The following is an 18,908-nucleotide window of genomic DNA, read 5'->3' as shown; positions in this document are numbered from 1 at the left end:
CCCACGACGCGATTTACTCCCACTCCACGATGGATACGGAAGGCTGATAGTTGGAAGAGCGATCCTCAACGCGGATCTCCAGAGCGGCCGTACCGGTGCCCTTTTCAAATTCCAGGGACGCGGCCTGCTTGTAGGGACGCTCATCCGGACCGATTCCCTCGATGAACGCCGTCATCTGGTGAACTCCGGTTTTCAGGTTACCCACGTACAGCCGCTGCATGCCGCCGCGTTCAAGAGCCGTGACCTGGCGCTGCGTGTAGAGATGAGAGGCGACGATCTCGTCATTGACCTTCAGCTTCACTGCATCGAGCTTCAGGAACTTTCCGGCATCCACGCTGAGAAACACCGCAACCTGGGTGTTGGCCGGAAACAACAGATCCTCTTCAAGGATGAACAAGTCCCGGTTCAGCCGGATCACCTTCTTTTTCAACGCCTCCACCTGTTCGGCGACGGCCGTATCATCGTCATCTGCTCCGGTATCTGTCTGGGCGAACACAGGCCCTGTCAGTGCAAGTGTCAGTGCTGCCAAAAGAGCCGGAAATCGATGGTTCAAGCAAGTGGCCATGGTCGTTCTTCCTGCATGTTCAGTATTCAAGAATCAACGACGCCCGGGTGACCAGCGCGTCGAAGGAATAAAGGGGTTCTTCTCCGGGGAGATAGTCGCCGGGTGCGGTTACATCCCGGAAGTTGTCATAATCAAAATTCAGCCAGTCCAGCAGAAGGCTGAACTGCAGGCGATCAATGCCGGGAAGCGACGTCTGCTTCCATTCATAGACGGCGCCCGCTGCCAGGGTTGTCCCCGAGAGAGAGCTGAGCTCCTTGTCCCGTGCAAGATGAGTCTGGGAGTTCTCGAACGGAAAAAGATCGCTGTAAAAATCCGCCTCATTCTGGCTGTAAAAGCGGATTGAGCCCTCAAGGGTCCAGTGCTGGTTCAATCCGTGAACGTATCCGAGTTCGACAGTATGGGCATTGATGCCCCAGGTATCGGAAAAATAGCGGTATTCCCCTCGGATCGAGGCCCGGTACGGTAGATAGTACAACGCTCGCAAAGCCACGGAAGTACTGGTTCGGGTTTCCGGATAACGCTCCGGCTGGTACAGGAACGCAGTGGAATCGTTGGGATCAATGTAGCGATTCTGACGATAGGGGTTCTGCAGAAAGCCCTCATCCGTGACCACTTCGAGATCGACACCTACCAGGCTATTGCGAGTAACAACCTGGCTAAGGCCCAGCTGATAGTTGCGACGATCGGCCTCTTCGCTGAAGGAATCGTTGCCAACCCGGCCCACTTCGTCCCAGCCACTGGCATAGCCCATGGTAACCGTGGACATGCCCCCGAAGAATTCCTGGCTCACCGAGAAATAGACGGTATTGGCTTCGTAATCGTTTTCCGTGCTGTTGGTAAAGCCCAGACTCAGAATGGATTTATCGTGCAGATAATCGACGCCAAAGGTGTATTCGTTGCGCTCTTCCTCATAAGGGCTGGCCGTTGCCAGAACGTCTACCGAGGCCGCTGAAACGGAATCGACATAGTACTGGCCTGACAGGGAAACCTGGGAACCGATACCCTTTCGAACCAACACCGATGGGCCATCGATGACCATGCCCCCGCCGTCATAGCGGTGATACAGAACGTCAACGTTGTCGACAGGAAGGGTGGCTGCAATCGCAGAATGCCCAAACAGTGCCAGTGCAAGCAGGAGGCACCCTGACCGCACCAACTGTCTTCTGTCAGTTGCAGCCACAACCACCTCCCGAACCGCCTTCAGCCCCCCGGGCAGATTCCCGAGCCTGATAGACGTGGTGCATGTAGGAATCCGCTTTGCCATGACGACTCAGGCTCATGAACGGGTCCGCCAGATTATCCCGCTCGTAAGGTTTCACCCATGGCTTGACTGAGCTGCATCCGGAAACCGCGAACGTGGCGGCCAGAAGAGCGGAGACAGTGAAGATCGACAAACTACGCATAAACGTCCCGTCCGAAAATTACTCGCGCACCAGTTCGCGAATCTGCTGTTCGTACTCGTCTTCGTAACCCGGCTGGTATCCGTAATGGAGATACCGCGCATTACCATCACGATCAATCATCACCGTGGTGGGCATGGCCTGCACTTCGTACAGTTCGCTAACCGAGCTCTCCGGATCGTAGAGGATCGGATAATTCACGGGCACCTTGTCCAGAAAACGATGTGCCTCCTCCCGATTCTCATCCACATTCACTGCCAGAATCGTGAAGCCAAGATCCTTGTACTGGCTATACAACTCATCCATCAGTGGCATCTCCTGGCGGCAGGGCCCACACCAGGAAGCCCAGAAGTTCAGCATCACCACTTCCCCACGGTGATCTTCCAGCCTCAGGTTCTCTCCGGAACGGCTTTCAAGAGTGAAATCCGGAGCCGGAACATTGATTGCCTCGGCGCCCGCCAACGGGCTCAGGCAGGCCAGAATGCCTGCGACTGCGAGTGATTGAATGGATGCTTTCATAACCATTGCTCCTGTATTCAGAAAAAGACGGACAGGCCAGTGCTGACCTCGGTGTTCATGGAGGTTTTCTCGGCCCCCAGAACGTCGATTCGGTAGTAGTGCTGTCGCACGCCAATGTGAACGGCAACGCTGTCCGTCAACAGCACCTGGTAGCCCGCACCGGCGTTCAGGGTAAAGCGGGTATCACCGGCAAAATCGGTGGCTCCTACCCCTGCAATCAGATAGAAATTGGTGTTGAACGCGTAGTTTTCGGTGAGGAAGGCCTCCCCCGGCAGCACGTTGTAGCCCAGATTGATGTTGTAATAGCTGTAATCCCGCTCACTATCTGTGAGGACTTCAACGTTACCCGCCAACTTTTCGAAACTGGTTTCTCCGCCCTCCGCGAAGCCGATTCCGGCCTCGAAGAAGAAAGACTCACTGAGGTGATAGGTGAGCTTGCCACCATAGAGCAGTGACGACTCGAAGTCCTCGATGTTCAGGACACCCACAAACGCGCCGATTTCAAAGTTCTCGGTGTCGATCATTGCCTCGGTAACCGGTACCGGGGTTACGTCAGGCTCGATCAGCGGCCGATCATCCTGGGCCTGGGCAACACCCGCTACACATAGCCCTGCCGCGAGGCACGCTGGTTTCAGAAAAAGATGCTTAGTCCGATTTTCCATTCTGTCGCTTCTTCGTTGGTGGACCGGGTAGTGAACACTTTGTAGTCCTTCACTTCGGCACGGATGAAATATCGATCGGTGATGTAGGCCCGGATGCCAAGGCCGGCATGGCCGATAGCGTTGTCCCGCTCTTCCGGCTCAGCCAGGGTGGCCTTGGGATCCACCCAGATATGCCCGACCCCGAGGGTAAAGAAGGGGGATACCCGCCAGTGTGGAAATGGCTGATGCACCAGATTGGCATCGACCTTCCGAATCTCCGACGCACTGCCCAGAATCTGGGAGGCCCACAGCTCGGCAGACAGGTTCCGAGTCATCCAGAAACCACCGTAACCGGCGGTGACGGCGGCACCATCAAATTCGCCCATCATTAAACCGGCCTCGAACCTCCGATCACTGAAAGAATCAAAATCCGGGACCTGAAGATCCACCCGGTTACCCGTGGCGTCCACTGTCTGTGCGATATCGGCAACAGCTACCCAGCCTTCCCGGCCCCGGGAGTCAGTAACTTTGAGCCAGCTTGTCTTGCGCTGAAGAATGGTCAGCCACTCTCCTTGCTCGCTGGTGTGAAAAACCGGATAGCCAGTTGCCGGGCCGGTTCGCCATTCAATGTAAGGTTCGGTCACCTGCACTTGCGCGACGTCCTCGTCACCCTGACCCCACAGCCAGCCAGCCCAGCTATGGGCCGGAAAAAACAACAGAAACACGAGAATGGCAATGGGCATGGCGCGAATGTCAGTCCTTGGATCAGTCTTCCGGGGCATCGAACGGGTTGTTGAAATACTGGCCGCCAACATCCAGCCATTCCGCGATCAGTCTGAGCTCCGACGGTGTCAGGAAATCGTGGTGCGCTCCCCCCTCGGCAAACACATCAAAGAAATTACTGGCACGGGCGCCGTTGACGGACATTGAAGCCTGAACTGGGACCGTCACCATGATCGGCTGCACATTTCCTTCAGCATCCAGAATCGGGTTACCTTCTTCGTCCTCCAGAACTTCTCCGGAATCCACGAGTACATCAACCAAAGCATCGTTGACCAATTCCTGCTCGTTGTCCGGGAACAGCAGTTCGCGGTAAGCGTTGAAATGCAAAGGTTCGTCTGGCGAGGGTCCATCGCCAAGATCCAGTTGACCCGCCGGCAATTGGGGCATATCCGCGGCATCGCTGTTGCTATGGCAACTGGTACACGTGTAGTCATCCACGACTTCCAAGGTGTTCGGATCAAGTACCTCCCGATTCAGGCTCCAGAGCGGATGAATATGCTGCTCGTAGTTAATGACAATCCGACAATTCGGCGCCCAGTCGCTGGCGCAAACGCCGGATATGGGCTGCGGGGTCTGCAGCTCGCCATAGGCATAGGAAAAGCTGTCAGGCTTTGGATCCACCGCATCACCGGACCACTCATCGGCATAGATCACATCCGGCGTCGGTCGGCGAATATCGTTGATGCGAGCAAACACCTCGGCCATGGTTTCACCCATATCGGCGAACAGGCCCGGGTCGGTATTCGGAAACGGAATACCGGTGGTTGCTGCCCCACCCCATACGGGATCAGGTCCGGCATCCGGCCTGCCATGGGGTGTAGGACTGTTCGGGTTGTGGCAGCCTGCGCACTCGAGGGTTTCACCGGGACGCACCGTCAGCCAGTTCTGGTGCCGCGCACCGATTCGCTGGCCTTGCTCATCCAGCACACTGATGGCGAACGCGACATTGGCCGGCACTGCCACCTTCACGGAGCCGTCCGGCTCGATCGGCACGTAACCCAGGATTTCCCGCATCAATTGAGCGCGGCTCCGGCCAAACGCGCTGTTATCAAAATCCCGGACGTTTTCATCGGGGATGGCGACGGGTTTTTCCAGACGCAAAAATCTGGCGGGACGATCTTCGGGCGGTGTCTGCAGCGGATCGGCCATAACATCGATGCCTGCAGGAGTGGTATCGACACCATCGATATCATACACACTGCGGATGTGCAGAACGCCGTAACCGGCATCCTTCAGCGCGCCTTCTGGACCAGCAAACTGCGATTCAGGAATGAAGCCTTCCAGGGGCCGTTCTTTCATCAGGACCGCTTCATCAAACTGGACACCTTCCACCGGTGGAACCACCGGCCGCTGCGTTTCGCTGTTGATATCAAGAAGCCAGAGACCGTAGACGGGCTCAGCGGGCAGATACGCTTCCGACTCCAGGCGATCATCCGTGCAATTCACAATCCGGTCGGTTGCTACCTCCCGCAAACGGCAGGGAGTCCAGCTCACAAGATAACGGTTGGTCCCGTCCAGCAAGGGAGAAACCGATGCGTAGCTGCCCTTCAACGATAGCTGCCCGTCCAGACCCACTCCGGGAACCAGAGGTTGTTGACCCGTTCCCTCGGCTCCGTCGATGCGCAGATTCGCCTCGACAAACTGTTCAACGTCTACCTCCGCCAGCACCGAGGCATAATCATTGCTCTCAAAGGGTCTTAGCTGAACCAACAGATTGCCGCTGTCCGACTTGCGAGGCTGAAGATACTGAATACCGTTAGCTTCAGGCACTGAGTCGTGGGAATGGCGGCCGTAAAGATAGCTCAGACCGGTTCCGTCGGGATTGACACGGTAGAGATTTAGACCGTTGTTACGGGTCTGGCCAGCATTGTCCCAGCGGCTGAACACAATGGTGCCATCATCCGACACCATGGGGTCCAGATCATGGCTCTGGTTAAACGTGATCTGCTCAATGTTCTGGCCATCATCATCCATCACATGCAGAACAAAGGCTTCTGTATCGAGTTCCTCATCCAGTCCTGAATACTGGGGTTTACCCTCGTCAAGCAGTATGGCCTTGGAAATGCGCTGCCGGGTGGAGGAGAAAACGATTCTTCCATCGGGCAGATAGGCAGGCGCAACGTCCTGGCCGGCCCGGGCAGTAACATCCGAATCAATGATCCGGCGCAGGCCGTCGGTAGTGGCGTCGTATTCCCAGATATTCCAGGTTGGTTGATCCTCGTCGTCTGCGTCCTCAATTTCCGGCGCCCGCATGGCGAACAGCAGCCGGGAGCCATCGTGGGAAACGTGCAGATCTTTCACGTCGTAACGCAGCTGGCCGTTGTCATCGAGAAATTGCGGGCCGGCGAACGCCCTGGCAGTAATATCACGTGTTTCGGCATCGGGGCTCGCGCTCGCCTGCAGAAGCAACCTCGCACCGGGACGGAAGGCCGAAGGGTCCGCCAGGTTGTCCTCCACCAGGGTACCGGTGTTCTCTTCAAACAACAGGGCCCGCTCAACATAAGCTACAGGGTTTTCGACGACGACCGGGTCCGCCTGCTGGCTGTCGCTGCTAGACAGACAGCCAGAAAGCAGCGCCGCAGAACCGAGCGCAACCGCAAAGCGAGCAGTGAGACTGGCCGGGAGACCTGATGACTTAATTTCCAACGCGACAAACCCTGTTTCGGATGACATTCCATGACATAAATTAAGTCGGTTCCGAGGGCAGGCTCCAAGGCTTTTACGTAACCTAATGTAATAACGTGGCCTACAACTCAAAACGGAGGATATAGCAAGCCGTAAACTTTTAACAAATGTCAAAAGGCATTAATGTGCGATTGCTAACGATCACCGAGGAAAAGGACATGACCGGCCGGAACAGGATCAGAAGCCTCATTATCAAGGCTTGCAGTACCGCAGTTCTCGTAGCGCTGGTGTCTGGACAGGCAGGCTTTGCCCAGGCTGGCCCGAGGGAGCAGGCCAAGCGAATCCATGACCGGATTGCCGGCGTCCCTCCCTCCTCGAGTGTCTTGGACTCCATGGCCAGTCTGATTCCATCGGACCCAGAAGCGGCTGCGTTCATTGCCATGAATGACCCCGCTTTCTACAACGTGACCCTCAAGAACTTTGCCGCCCCCTGGACCAACGAGGCCATGTCAAAATTCGTTCCGCTCAATGATTACATAGCCACAGTGATCGGCCTGGTGCGGGACCGGGAAGACTTCCGCAAAGTCCTGTATGACGATGTGCTGTATATCGGCGATCCTTCCCTCAATCTGCCGAACTACTCCACCAGCAACAACGATCACTACGAATCCCTGGAGAACAGCGGAGTCAGCCTCAAGGACAACCTGGAGCGGGTAAACCAGTCCACCTATACAGGCCTCCCCACCTCGGCCACCGCTGGCGTGATTACATCAAGAGCCTCAGCCCGGGCGTTCTTCAGCGCCGGTACCAACCGTGCCATGTTCCGTTTCACATTGATCAACCACATGTGCAACGACCTTGAGCAGGTAGCGGACGTTACTCTGCCGCCAGATCGCATTCGCCAGGACGTGTCCCGCAGCCCGGGAGGGGACAGCCGGGTATTCCTGAACAACTGCGTTGGCTGCCACAGCGGCATGGACCCGATGGCCCAGGCGTTTGCCTATTACGATTACGAATACAACGCCAATACTGATCCTGATGGCGAGCTGGGCCGCTTGGTCTACAACGCCATGGGCGAAACGGATCCTGAGACCGGCTCCCGGGTTCAGGCCAAGTACCATATCAATTCTGCAACTTTCGAGCAGGGCTATGTAACGCCTGACGACAGCTGGGATAACTACTGGCGCCAGGGCGCCAATCGCCGGCTGGGATGGGATCCCTCGTTGCCGGGTTCCGGCAGCGGTGCCAAGAGCCTGGGCAGGGAATTCGCCCATTCAGACGCCTTTGCAGAGTGCCAGGTCAAGAAGGTGTTCGAGAATGTTTGTCTCCGACCGCCATCAGACAGCGCGGACCGTTCACAGGTAAGCAGTATGGTTGCCAGCTTCGCAAGCCAGGGATATGACCTGAAGCAGGTATTCGCAGAATCCGCTGTGTATTGCATGGGGGAGTGAGGACGCTATGAACACATTTAAAGGAATTTCCATGAGCTCCCTCGAATCGGTCCTTGCTGTCACTGGCCTGGCGCTTCTGCTTTCAGCCTGTGGTGGCGAATCCACGGAGCAGTTGCCAAATACCTCCCAGAATTCCGGTACGGTTACCTACAACGGGCCTGCTCCTGCGACGGATGATGTAGCCAACTTCAAACGCACCGTCTGGGACAACCTGGTTACCCAGGATAAATGCGGCGCGTGCCATGGCTCCAGTGGTCAGGCACCTACGTTCGTCAACGAGCAGGACGTCAACCTTGCCTATGCCCAGGCAAACTCGATTGTTAATCTTTCAGATCCATCCCAGTCTACAATGGTGACCAAGGTGGCTGGTGGCCATAATTGCTGGCTGCAGAGCACTTCGGCGTGTGTGGACATTCTTACCACCTATATTTCCAACTGGGCCGGCGGCTCTGAAGGCTCTGCAAAAACTGTCGAACTCCGCGCTCCGGCCCTCAAAGAGCCGGGTGCCACGGTTGCCCTGCCCAGCGACCCTGGCCTGTTCTCCAGCACCGTATACCCGGTACTCACACAGTATTGCAGTGACTGCCACGGGGACGGAGGTCAGACCCCCTACATCGCCAGTGCCGATGTCACCACCGCCTACGATCAGGCGAAAAGCCGCATTGATCCGATGAACCCGGGCGCATCCCGCCTGGTTGAGCGCCTGCGCTATGACTTCCATAACTGCTGGGGCGACGACTGTGAAGCTTCCGCCGATTTGATGGAGCTGAAGATTCTTGAAATGGTCCAGGACCTGAGCGCCCAGCCCGTGGACCCGGCGATGGTAGCGAGCAAGGCACTCAACCTCGAGGCAGACGGCCTGCTTGCCAACTCCGGAGGCCGCTTTGAGGACAACGTGATTGCCCTCTACGAATTCAAGTTTGGCGAAGGCCAGACAGCCTTTGACACCAGCGGCGTATCGCCGGCGCTGGACCTGACCCTCAGCGGAAATGTCGACTGGGTTGGCGGCTGGGGCATCGACCTTGGCCCGGCCGGCGAAAACGAACAGGGCTTTATGGTCCCGGCCGGTAAGGCCCAGGGCAGCACCACCGCGAGTCGCAAGCTCCACACTTTGCTGACCGGCTCCGGTGAATACAGCATCGAAGCTTGGGTCGCCCCGGGAAATATTACTCAGGAAGATGCCCGCATCGTGACCTACTCGGGTTCATCCACCACGCGCAACGTTACCCTGAGCCAGTCGCTCCAGCGTTACGAGGTACTGCACCGCAGCACCACCAGTGACGAAAATACGCCTTTCGCGACCCAGGACGCCGACATGCTTCTGCAGGCAACCCTGCAGCACGTTGTGGTGAACTACACCCCGGCGACCGGGCGTCAGATCTTCGTGAATGGCGTTCCAACCGGCGATGTTGATCCGGACGACGGTGGACTGTTGACAGAATGGGACGACAGCTTCGCCCTGGTGCTGGGCAACGAAACTGATGGCAATTCCCCCTGGCAGGGCGCGATCCGGATGGTTGCCATCCATAATCGTGCGCTGACACCGGAGCAGGTCCAGGCCAACTTCGAAGTCGGCGTGGGCCAGAAGTTCTACCTGTTGTTCGGCGTCTCTCACCTGATCGACGTGCCCGAGAGTTTCATTGTGTTCGAAGTCAGCCAGTTCGACAGTTACGCGTACCGGTTCACCAGTCCTTTCTTCATCAGCCTGGATGACACCGCCGAACCGTCAAACATCGCGCTGCGAGGCATGCGACTGGGCATCAATGGCAAAGAAGCGACCGTAGGACAGGCCTGGGCGAATCTGGACGTTGTCCTTGACAGTGACAGCTATGAGCCCGGCACCGGGCAACCGCTGTCGCCCCTGGGCACCATCATTGCTCTGGAAAACGGTCCGGGTAACGACGAGTTCTTCCTGACGTTCGACCAACTGGGTGGCAACCCCTTTGCCCGCTCTGAACCGTCCCTGCCGCCTCAACCCGAACCCGCTGATCTGCCTCCGTCATCGGAGATCGGCCTGAAGACCTTTGACGAGATCAACGAGTCCATGTCGCGAATGACCGGTGTTCCCACGACCAATCAGGCCGTATTCAACACGTACACCACCGTAAAGCAGCAATTGCCCACGGTGGAGACTATCCAGGGTTTCCTGTCCTCTCATCAGATGGCGGTTACTCAGATGGCCATTCAGTATTGCGATGCCCTGGTCTCCAATGCGCAGCTTCGGGACCAGATGTTCCCCGGGTTCGATTTCTCCGCCCCGGCCAGCACGGCATTCGACCACGGCGGCAAGAGCCTCGTAACCGGGCCGCTGCTGTCCCGGTTCGTGGGCAGCAACCTGGCATCACAGCCTGGTGATAGCACAATCGAAACTGAGCTCAGTTCGCTCATGGATAGACTGACCAGCTGTGGCTCGGGTTGCGAGCCTGACCGCACAGAAACGGTCGTAAAGGCAAGCTGCGCAGCAGTGCTTGGCAGTGCCACCACCCTGGTTCAGTAGAGGAAGCCGATCATGTTTATACGCAAGTCACGTAAAAAGCCTTTGGCCAACGGCAGCCCACTGCTCCACGACGACCACGGCAAGCCAAGAACACGTCGCGAGTTTATCGCGCAGGGCCTTATGGCAGGCTCGGCAACCGTGTTTGGGGCGTCTTTGTTCAGCCTCTTCGGTAATCCCAGAATGGCGTCCGCAGCGCTCTCTTCCGACCTGGAAACCTTGAAGCAAAGCTGTGGCATAGCGGTTCAGGGCGCAGGCAAGATCCCGTTCATCTGTTTCGACCTGGCGGGCGGCGCCAATATTGCCGGTTCTAACGTGCTGATGGGCAAATCCGGGGGGCAGATGGACTTCCTGAGCACCGCGGGTTACAACAAACTCGGCCTTCCGGGAGACATGCTGCCCAACGACCCAGCATTCGTGAACACCGAGCTGGGTCTTGCTTTCCATTCGGACAGCGGCTTCCTGCGAGGCATCCTGCAGAGCACCAGTGCCGGAACCCGCGCAGCAACTGACGGCGCCATTATTGCGGCTCGCTCGGAAAACGACACTGGCAACAACCCCCACAACCCGATGTATGGTATCCATCGCGCAGGTGCCGACGGCTCCCTGCTCTCTCTGGTGGGTTCCCAAAGCTCTGAATCCGGCGGTAACTCGTTGGCGCCCATGAATCTGATTAATCCGGAGGTTCGCCCCACCAAGATTGACCGGCCGTCAGACGTCACTGGGCTGGTGGACGTGGGGGACCTGATCGGCATTCTGGATCAGCAAGATGCTGTTGCAGTCATGGAGTCTATCCAGCGGATCAGTGACGCCAAGATGAATCAGGTCAACACGAGTATCTCCACGGATGAAGTCGTCAAGGACCTGGTCCGCTGTGGTTACGTAAAGAGCGCCGATCTCGCCGACCGATTCGGCAACCCGGCGGACCTGGATCCGGAGCTGGACCTCGAAATCGTTGGCCCCACCGGCATCTTCAGCCGCGATGAGTTCAACAGTAACCGCGAATTCCGTAAAACTGCCTCTGTCATGAAGCTGGTTCTGAGCGGCTACGCCGGTGCCGGCACAATCACGATGGGCGGCTACGACTACCACACGGGAGAGCGCGGAACCGGCGAACGTCGTGACGAGCAGGCCGGCCGCTGTATGGGCGCCTGCCTGGAATACGCAGCCCGGGTGGGTATGCCGTTGATGCTCTACGTATTCAGTGACGGTTCGGTATCGAGCAACGGCCGGATTGATGATTCCATGGACGGTCGCGGCAAAGGCGAATGGACCGGCGACAACCAGCAGACGGCTGCCTCCTTCTTCTTGGTTTACAACCCGGCCGGCCGCCCCACCCCGATTCGCAGGCAGATCGGTTTCATGCGCTCTGATGCATCGGTGGAAACCGCTTCCAGTCCGGCGGCCAACAACGTCAATCAGCTGGTTCAGACCGTGTTGCTCAACTACATGGCATTACATGGGGAACAGGCTGACTTCGGCAGCCGTTTCAGCGGCCACGGGCTGGGCAATGGCACCTCCCAGGACAGCCTGATAGCCTTCTCGAATGTTGTAAACGGTACGATCGGGAACTAGCCGAAACCGCTCGTTCCACCCCTAGTCTGACTGGGGTGGAACGAGGCCTTCTGACACGTGCATCATGCGCTGATCATCGATAACAACTACATCGATACCCTTCAAACGCTCGATCATCTCCAGCCCCTTTTGGGGGCCGAGTACGAAGACCGCCGTGGAAAGGCCGTCGGTTGTCAACGCATCCTCGCCAATGATGGTCACGCTCTGAACACCCTGAACGGATTTGCCGGTTTCGGGAGACAGAATGTGATGGACCCGCTCGCCCGCTTCATCCACGAAAAAACGCTCATAGTCGCCGGAGGTGGACACCGCCACGTCCTCCAGTGGCAGAACCACCGCGTTACGCCCCTCTGAGCGGGGATCCCGGATGCCCACGTACCAGGGGCGGCCCCGCTTGTCTCCGAGTAACCGCATATCGCCGCCGGCACTCAGCCGGGCATGGCGGATACCAGAGCTGACCAGGCGCTCGATGCCCAGATCAACGGCATAGCCCTTGGCAATACCGCCCAGATCCACCAGGATCCCCTCCTGGCGAAATTCAACGGTTTGCGCATCCTGGTCAAGAATCACATCCCGGAAATTCACCCGGGGCAAACTGGATCGAAGCTCGTCCTCCGTTGGCTTCTTACCGGCTCTGAAGTCGTACAGGTAACCGACTGAACCAAAGGTGATGTCGAAGGCGCCATCACTGAGAATCGACACCTCCCGTGCCTTTTCAATAACTTCGAAAAGACCGTCACTGACGGCAACCGGACCATTGGCGGCGTTGCGGTTAAGTCGGGAAACTTCCGAGTCCTCCCGGTAGCGACTCATCTGCTCATCAACCTGATGAAAAACCGCCAGCACCTCTTCCCCGACCTGGTCGGCCAGCACTTTATCCTCTGCCCAGAACTCCAGTTCGATGGGCGTCGTCATGGCGGTGTCGGAAAACCGGTACCACTCGGCGCTGGCCGCGCCCGCAAAGCCAGCAAGCCAAAGGCAGGTTGACACTGCCAGGGTGCGCCGAAACCACTTTCGGAATCCTTCATCCATCATTCTTGGTTCACCATGTCTGTTATCCACTCCTCACCGCCATCGGTGGCTCCCCCCTCCTACTCCCCCCTCATCCCCCCGTCTACGCCAATAAAAAGTGGCGCAGGAGGATGAATGGAGTGCGAGCCAGCCGCAGTATGGATCGAGTCTATTTGGGTGGAATGCGATTACCACTTTCAACAATAACAACTTCTCACCGCCAGAAGTACAAGCGAGGCTACATGATCAAGAACCCGGACTGGTGGCGTGGCGCCGTCATTTACCAAGTTTATCCGCGAAGTTTTTACGACTCCAATGGCGATGGTATCGGGGACCTGCCCGGGGTCACCGCCAAGCTGGACTACATTGCCAGCCTGAACGTGGACGCTATCTGGCTGTCTCCGTTCTTTACCTCACCGATGAAAGACTTTGGCTATGATGTCTCGGACTACCGCAATGTGGACCCGATTTTCGGCACGCTCGAGGATCTTGACGAGCTGATCGCCGAGGCCCACAAGCGGGACCTGAAAATCATGATCGATCAGGTGCTGAGCCATTCCTCGGATCAACACCCCTGGTTCGTGGAGAGTCGTGCCAGCCGTGACAACCCCAAGGCTGATTGGTACGTATGGGCCAACCCGAAATCCGATGGTACGCCGCCAAACAACTGGCTGTCTGTCTTTGGTGGCTCGGCGTGGGCCTGGGACAGCCGCCGAAAGCAGTATTACCTGCACAACTTCCTGACCAGCCAACCGGACCTGAACTTCCACAACCCCGAGGTTCAGATGCAGGTTCTGTCGGACGTCAAATTCTGGCTCGACCGGGGTGTGGACGGGTTCCGCCTGGATGCCATCAACTTCTGCTTCCACGACCCCAAGCTGCGGGACAACCCTGCCAGCAAGGCGGTGGCAGAAGGCTCAATTGGCGTGCGCAAAGAAAACCCCTACGCCTACCAGTTCCACAAGTTCGACAAGACCCAACCGGAGAACATCGACTTCCTCAAGCGCCTTCGTGCCCTGCTGGACCAGTACCCGGGCACCACGACTGTGGGCGAAATCGGCGACGACAATTCCCTACAGACCATGGCCGACTACACCAGCGGTGGCGACAAGCTGCACATGGCGTATTCCTTCGATCTGCTGACAGAACAGCACGGTGCGGATTTCTTCCACAAGACCGTGAACACCATTGAGGGCAAACTGACCGACGGCTGGCCCTGCTGGGCCATCGGCAACCACGATGTCGCCCGAGTGGCCACTCGCTGGAACGCAACCTCGGAGCAGCAGCTCAAGGCCTACATGGCCATGTTGCTGACCCTGCGCGGCAGCGTTTGCATCTACCAGGGTGAAGAACTGGGCCTGACGGAAGCCGAGTTGCAATACGAAGATCTTGTCGATCCCTACGGCATTACCTTCTGGCCGGAATACAAGGGCCGGGATGGTTGCCGCACGCCCATGGTATGGCATCACGAGGAGTCCCATGCGGGATTCTCCGATGCGCGTCCCTGGCTGCCGGTTTATGATGATCATTACAACGCCGCTGTCGCTGTCCAGCACGCCGAGGACAATTCCGTGCTCGCCGCTTACCGGGCGTTCCTGGGCTGGAGAAAAGACCACCCCATCCTGCTCAAAGGGGACATCGAGTTCAGCAAGAGCCCGAAGAATACCCTGGTTTACACCCGCAGTCTGGGTGATGAAACCGTGATGGTGGCACTGAATTTGAGCGAGAGCGCCGTCACCATTCCAATGCCCGGCGCCGGCACGCCTGAACCGGATACTCCGGATTTCGTGGGCGGCCAGTGGCACGGCAAGGATCTGACACTCGGGCCCTGGGGCATCGACATCGCCCGGCTCTGACATTATTCAATGACCAAACAAGAAGACACGAGATATGGCCAGCGTCACTTTACGCAATATCTGCAAGAGCTATGACGAAGTCCAGGTTACCCGAGACGTAAACCTGGACATTCAGGACGGAGAATTCGTGGTCTTTGTCGGGCCCTCTGGCTGCGGCAAGTCCACCCTGCTGCGCATGATCGCAGGCCTGGAAGACATTACCTCCGGCGACATGTACATCGGCAACGACCGGGTTAACAACCTGCCACCCAAGGAACGGGAAGTGGGCATGGTGTTCCAGTCTTATGCCCTCTATCCCCACATGGACGTGGCAGAGAACATGGCGTTTGGCCTCAAACTGGCCAAGACCAACAAAACCGAAATCAACCGTCGGGTCCAGGACGCCGCCAACCTGCTGCAACTGGACAAGCTCCTGGAGCGCAAGCCCAAGGACCTCTCCGGCGGCCAGCGCCAGCGCGTGGCAATTGGCCGGACCATCGTCCGGGAACCGGAGGTCTTCCTGTTTGACGAGCCGCTGTCAAACCTCGACGCTTCCCTGCGGGTCCAGATGCGCATCGAAATTTCCCGCCTGCACAAACGCCTCGGCGCCACCATGGTGTACGTAACCCACGACCAGGTAGAAGCCATGACCATGGCCGACAAAATCGTTGCCCTGGACAATGGTTCCATCGCGCAGGTGGGCAAGCCCATGGAGCTGTACCACTATCCGGCCACCCGTTTTGTCGCCGGCTTTATCGGCTCACCCAAGATGAACTTCATTGACTGCACCGTTGCTTCCGCCAGCAGCCAGTCCGTCACCATCGTCATGCCGGGTGACCACCGACTGGAACTGCCGGTAAACGGTGCCGAGCTCTCCGAGGGCGAATCCGTCACCCTTGGCATTCGCCCGGAACACCTGAGCGAAGATCAGGAAGCCGACATGTATCTGGAAGGGGAAGTGCACGTGGTTGAACGCCTGGGCTACCAGACCCTGGTGCACCTGGACGTCAATAACGTTGAAGGCGTTATCACCATGCGCACCGACGGCTCCAACCCGATTCAGGAAGGCGCCCGAATGACCCTGGGCATGAACGCCAACAAATGCCACCTGTTCCGCCAAGACGGTAACGCCTGCCCCCGTCTCTACCGAGAGCCCTGCATCGATTTCTGATTCCCACTGACTCCCTCAGGGGCCTAGACGGGCCCCTTTTCTCCACCTCGTTAGCAAACACCACAACTCTGTCGATCACTAACATTCCAAGCTTCTTTGCTTGAGAACAATCTCCCGAGAGAGTGCATCGGCCGGGATCGTATTGGCAAAACCGTGCGGAGCCATGGATGGCGGAGCCGAGCTTACATGGACGTATTAACAGCGTGTTTTGCCAATACGATCCCGGCCGATGTGCGGCAAATCATGCATCCAGGTCTTGGCAACATCAGGATCGACAGACAAAAAAAGCCCGGTCAGCAGGGGGGAATTAACCTGACCGGGTCGCGAAAGCTAACGCTGGAAGACGCTGGGATCGCGTAAAGAGAAGTCGCCTACCCTTTCACACCACCGGCGGTGAGTCCGCCGACAATCCACTTCTGGCAGTACAGGAAGATCACGGTAATCGGCAGACCGGAGAGAACCGCCGCTGCCGCGAAATCGCCCCACAGGTAGTTCTGTTCATACAGATATTGCTGGGCACCTACCGCCAGGGTCAGCTTATCGGTGTCCACCAGAAGCACCGACGCCATGGGGTACTCCATGATGGTCATGATGAACGCCAGGATGAACACCACCACCAGAATCGGCACCGAAAGTGGCAGCAGGATGTAGCGGAAGGCCTGCCAGGTGGTGGCGCCATCCACGATAGCGGCCTCCTCCAGGGAGCGGTCAATGGAGTCGAAGTAGCCCTTGATGGTCCAGATATGCAACGCCATGCCACCCAGGGAGGCCACGATGACCGCACCGTGGGTATTCAACCCGAGCCAGCTCACGTGATTGCCGATCTGATCGAACAGAGCGTACAAAGCCACCAGGGAAAGCACCGGCGGGAACATCTGGAAAATCAGCATCGATTTCAGGACAAATCCCTTGCCGGCGAAACGCATGCGCGCAAAGGCGTAAGCACTGGTTGTAGAAAGTGCGAGGATCAGCACCGCCGAAACAACGGCGATCTTGATCGAATTCCACAACCATAGAAGTACCGGAAACGGCGGCTGAGTGGTCACACCATCTTCTCCGGTGTAGGGAATACCCAGCGCCAGGTACCAGTGTTCGAGGGAAGGGTTCTCCGGCAGCAGGCTGCCGGATGCAAAATTACCGCTGCGGAACGAGATGGAAATGACCATCAACAACGGGAACAGAATGATCGCGATGAACGCCAGCATCCCCAGGTGGGATGCCAGCACGCGGTATTTGGTGGAGCGGGGTTCAACCATGGCCATAAGAAGCTCCTTACACCTTGATCTTGGACAGTTTGAGATTGATCAGGGACAACGCGCCCACCACCAGGAAAATTGCAGTGGCAATAGCGGCGGCCAGACCAAAGTTCTGTCCGGAGTCCTGAAACGCAATGCGGTAGGTGTAGCTCACCAGAAGATCGGTGGTACCTGCCGGCGTGCTCGCGCCGATGATGTCCGGGGCGCCCCCGGTCAGCAGTGCAATCAGGACAAAGTTGTTGAAGTTGAATGCGAAGCTGGCAATCAGCAGCGGCATCAGCGGCTTGATGATCAACGGCAGGGTGATATTGAACAGATTGTTCACCGGCCCTGCTCCGTCCATGGCCGAGGCTTCATACAGGTCCCGGGGGATAGCCTGCAGAAGCCCCATGCACAGCAGCATCATATAGGGATAGCCAAGCCAGGTATTCACGATCAGAATCATGGTTCTGGCCAGCGCCGGGTCACTGAACCAGTCCGGACGAATACCGAACAGGCCCTCGAGAACCAGGTTGATCTCACCGAAGTTCTGATTGAACAAGCCTTTGAACACCAGAATCGAGATAAAGGCCGGCACCGCATAAGGCAGGATCAGCATGGTGCGGTAAAAGCCCTTGCCCCGAATCTGGTCCCACTGCAGGAGGTTGGCCAGCAGCAGCCCCAGAGCCAGGGTAAAGACAACCGTGGCAACTGCGAACGAAAGCGTCCAGACGAAGATCTCAAAGAATGGCCCGCGTATGGAAGGATCGGTGACCACCTTGAGATAGTTATCCCAGCCGATATTGACCGTCCAGCCAGGCGACAAGGCATTACCATCGGCGTCCCGGTAGAAGCCGGTTTCCTGGTCCGGGAAATAAGTGACGCCGGTCTGGTTATTGGTCAGGCTCCCATTGTCATGCAGCGTAAACTGGGGATGGATCGCCGCGAATGAACGCAGGCTGGCCTGGCTCAGCTCGCGCCCGTCTTCGGTGATCAGGGTCAGTTCCGAGAGTTGCCCCCTGAGCTGGATGATCTCGCGAATGGACAAAGGTTCACCTTGCGGCTTGCCCGACACCGGCAAGACCGGTGCCGAGCGCTCGCCCTCATCCAGGTTTACCGGTGTTGAAGTCAGGTTCTGGTGTTCTCCCTCAAGCCAGAACACATAGCCTTCGTCGGTTTTGTAGAGCTGATAGTCATAGCGAACCGCTTCTGACTGATAGGTCCGGCTCAGGAGGTTTTCCTGCACCTGCTCGAAACTCAGCAGATTGCTGGCACTGTAATTGGTAAAGCCGATACCAACGGTATACATCAGGGGGAAAATGACGAATAGCCCCATGCCGGCGATGGCCGGAAAAATGTAACGGTGCGCGTACAGCTTTTTGCTCACGAACACCGCAACAGCCGACGCGGTGAGCACCAGAAACAGCATAGCGAAGACAAACTCACGCTGGGCGTAGAGTGCCAGAATGAGGTAGAGCGCGGCACCGACCAACGCCGCCAGCGCGCCCCATTTTAGAAATACTCGGGTCATGGAGTGTCTGCTTTCAATACCGGGAGAGGACAGGGTTTCCGTTATCATTGTAGTCAGCCCGTTGATTACCGT

The 18,908-nt window shown here is 57.5% G+C and carries 16 protein-coding genes; 6 read left to right on the top strand and 10 right to left on the bottom strand.

All coding sequences use genetic code 11. The annotated features are described in order from the left end of the window. Positions 1 to 13 precede the first annotated feature (13 nt). Genes ABNF92_RS18575 through ABNF92_RS18545 form a run of 7 tightly spaced genes read right to left on the bottom strand, consistent with a single transcriptional unit; the run spans position 14 to position 6,581 of the window. Positions 14 to 565: an AraC family transcriptional regulator gene (locus tag ABNF92_RS18575; RefSeq protein WP_069183333.1), complete on the bottom strand. Its 552-nt coding sequence runs from the start codon at positions 563 to 565 to the stop codon at positions 14 to 16. Between the two features lie 19 nt (positions 566 to 584). After that, on the bottom strand, positions 585 to 1,721 hold the full coding sequence (locus ABNF92_RS18570; protein WP_228715180.1) for a DUF3570 domain-containing protein: 1,137 nt from the start codon (positions 1,719 to 1,721) through the stop codon (positions 585 to 587). Between the two features lie 10 nt (positions 1,722 to 1,731). Then, complete coding sequence (locus ABNF92_RS18565; RefSeq protein WP_349342971.1) at positions 1,732 to 1,968, bottom strand: DUF4266 domain-containing protein; 237 nt, start codon at positions 1,966 to 1,968, stop codon at positions 1,732 to 1,734. A gap of 18 nt (positions 1,969 to 1,986) precedes the next feature. Then, on the bottom strand, positions 1,987 to 2,490 hold the full coding sequence (locus ABNF92_RS18560; RefSeq protein WP_136631838.1) for a TlpA disulfide reductase family protein: 504 nt from the start codon (positions 2,488 to 2,490) through the stop codon (positions 1,987 to 1,989). A gap of 11 nt (positions 2,491 to 2,501) precedes the next feature. Beyond that, positions 2,502 to 3,146: an outer membrane beta-barrel domain-containing protein gene (locus ABNF92_RS18555; RefSeq protein ID WP_349342970.1), complete on the bottom strand. Its 645-nt coding sequence runs from the start codon at positions 3,144 to 3,146 to the stop codon at positions 2,502 to 2,504. Then, entirely contained in the window at positions 3,116 to 3,868 is a 753-nt protein-coding gene (locus tag ABNF92_RS18550) for an SH3 domain-containing protein (protein ID WP_349342969.1), read from the bottom strand. The genes ABNF92_RS18555 and ABNF92_RS18550 overlap by 31 nt, the downstream gene beginning before the upstream one ends. Before the next feature lie 22 nt (positions 3,869 to 3,890). Next, positions 3,891 to 6,581: a hypothetical protein gene (locus tag ABNF92_RS18545; RefSeq protein WP_349342968.1), complete on the bottom strand. Its 2,691-nt coding sequence runs from the start codon at positions 6,579 to 6,581 to the stop codon at positions 3,891 to 3,893. Between the two features lie 170 nt (positions 6,582 to 6,751). Between ABNF92_RS18545 and ABNF92_RS18540 the strand changes: the two genes are divergently transcribed. Genes ABNF92_RS18540 through ABNF92_RS18530 form a run of 3 tightly spaced genes read left to right on the top strand, consistent with a single transcriptional unit; the run spans position 6,752 to position 12,053 of the window. After that, positions 6,752 to 7,984: a hypothetical protein gene (locus tag ABNF92_RS18540; protein ID WP_349342967.1), complete on the top strand. Its 1,233-nt coding sequence runs from the start codon at positions 6,752 to 6,754 to the stop codon at positions 7,982 to 7,984. A gap of 31 nt (positions 7,985 to 8,015) precedes the next feature. Continuing rightward, the gene (locus tag ABNF92_RS18535) at positions 8,016 to 10,481 is read left to right on the top strand and encodes a LamG domain-containing protein (protein ID WP_349342966.1); all 2,466 of its coding nucleotides are present in this window, start codon (positions 8,016 to 8,018) and stop codon (positions 10,479 to 10,481) included. Positions 10,482 to 10,493: 12 nt separating this feature from the next. Continuing rightward, positions 10,494 to 12,053, top strand: a complete 1,560-nt coding sequence (locus ABNF92_RS18530) for a hypothetical protein (protein ID WP_349342965.1) — start codon at positions 10,494 to 10,496, stop codon at positions 12,051 to 12,053. 21 nt (positions 12,054 to 12,074) lie between these two features. On the opposite strand, the gene ABNF92_RS18525 is transcribed toward ABNF92_RS18530, so the two are convergent. Further along, on the bottom strand, positions 12,075 to 13,115 hold the full coding sequence (locus ABNF92_RS18525; RefSeq protein ID WP_349342964.1) for an FAD:protein FMN transferase: 1,041 nt from the start codon (positions 13,113 to 13,115) through the stop codon (positions 12,075 to 12,077). A gap of 191 nt (positions 13,116 to 13,306) precedes the next feature. Here ABNF92_RS18525 and ABNF92_RS18520 point away from each other — a divergent pair, with 191 nt between their 5' ends. The 3 genes from ABNF92_RS18520 (at position 13,307) to ABNF92_RS18510 (ending at position 16,430) form a co-directional block, all read left to right on the top strand. After that, on the top strand, positions 13,307 to 14,920 hold the full coding sequence (locus ABNF92_RS18520; RefSeq protein ID WP_349342963.1) for an alpha-glucosidase family protein: 1,614 nt from the start codon (positions 13,307 to 13,309) through the stop codon (positions 14,918 to 14,920). Positions 14,921 to 14,954: 34 nt separating this feature from the next. Then, positions 14,955 to 16,070: a maltose/maltodextrin ABC transporter ATP-binding protein MalK gene (gene malK / locus ABNF92_RS18515; protein WP_291907121.1), complete on the top strand. Its 1,116-nt coding sequence runs from the start codon at positions 14,955 to 14,957 to the stop codon at positions 16,068 to 16,070. 186 nt (positions 16,071 to 16,256) lie between these two features. Then, on the top strand, positions 16,257 to 16,430 hold the full coding sequence (locus ABNF92_RS18510; protein ID WP_349342962.1) for a hypothetical protein: 174 nt from the start codon (positions 16,257 to 16,259) through the stop codon (positions 16,428 to 16,430). Positions 16,431 to 16,441: 11 nt separating this feature from the next. Here the strand turns inward: ABNF92_RS18510 and malG are convergent, their stop codons facing one another. Both malG and malF read right to left on the bottom strand, forming a co-directional pair. Then, positions 16,442 to 17,332 (bottom strand): maltose ABC transporter permease MalG, encoded by an 891-nt coding sequence (gene malG, locus ABNF92_RS18505; RefSeq protein WP_069183322.1) that lies wholly within the window; start codon positions 17,330 to 17,332, stop codon positions 16,442 to 16,444. Positions 17,333 to 17,342: 10 nt separating this feature from the next. Further along, positions 17,343 to 18,884 (bottom strand): maltose ABC transporter permease MalF, encoded by a 1,542-nt coding sequence (gene malF / locus ABNF92_RS18500; protein WP_136631844.1) that lies wholly within the window; start codon positions 18,882 to 18,884, stop codon positions 17,343 to 17,345. Between the last annotated feature and the right edge of the window lie 24 nt (positions 18,885 to 18,908).

Source organism: Marinobacter sp. MMG032, assembly GCF_040112695.1.
Taxonomy (GTDB): domain Bacteria; phylum Pseudomonadota; class Gammaproteobacteria; order Pseudomonadales; family Oleiphilaceae; genus Marinobacter; species Marinobacter salsuginis.
Note: the sequence above shows the minus strand (reverse complement) of the source record. Positions and strands in the feature narration are given on the sequence as shown.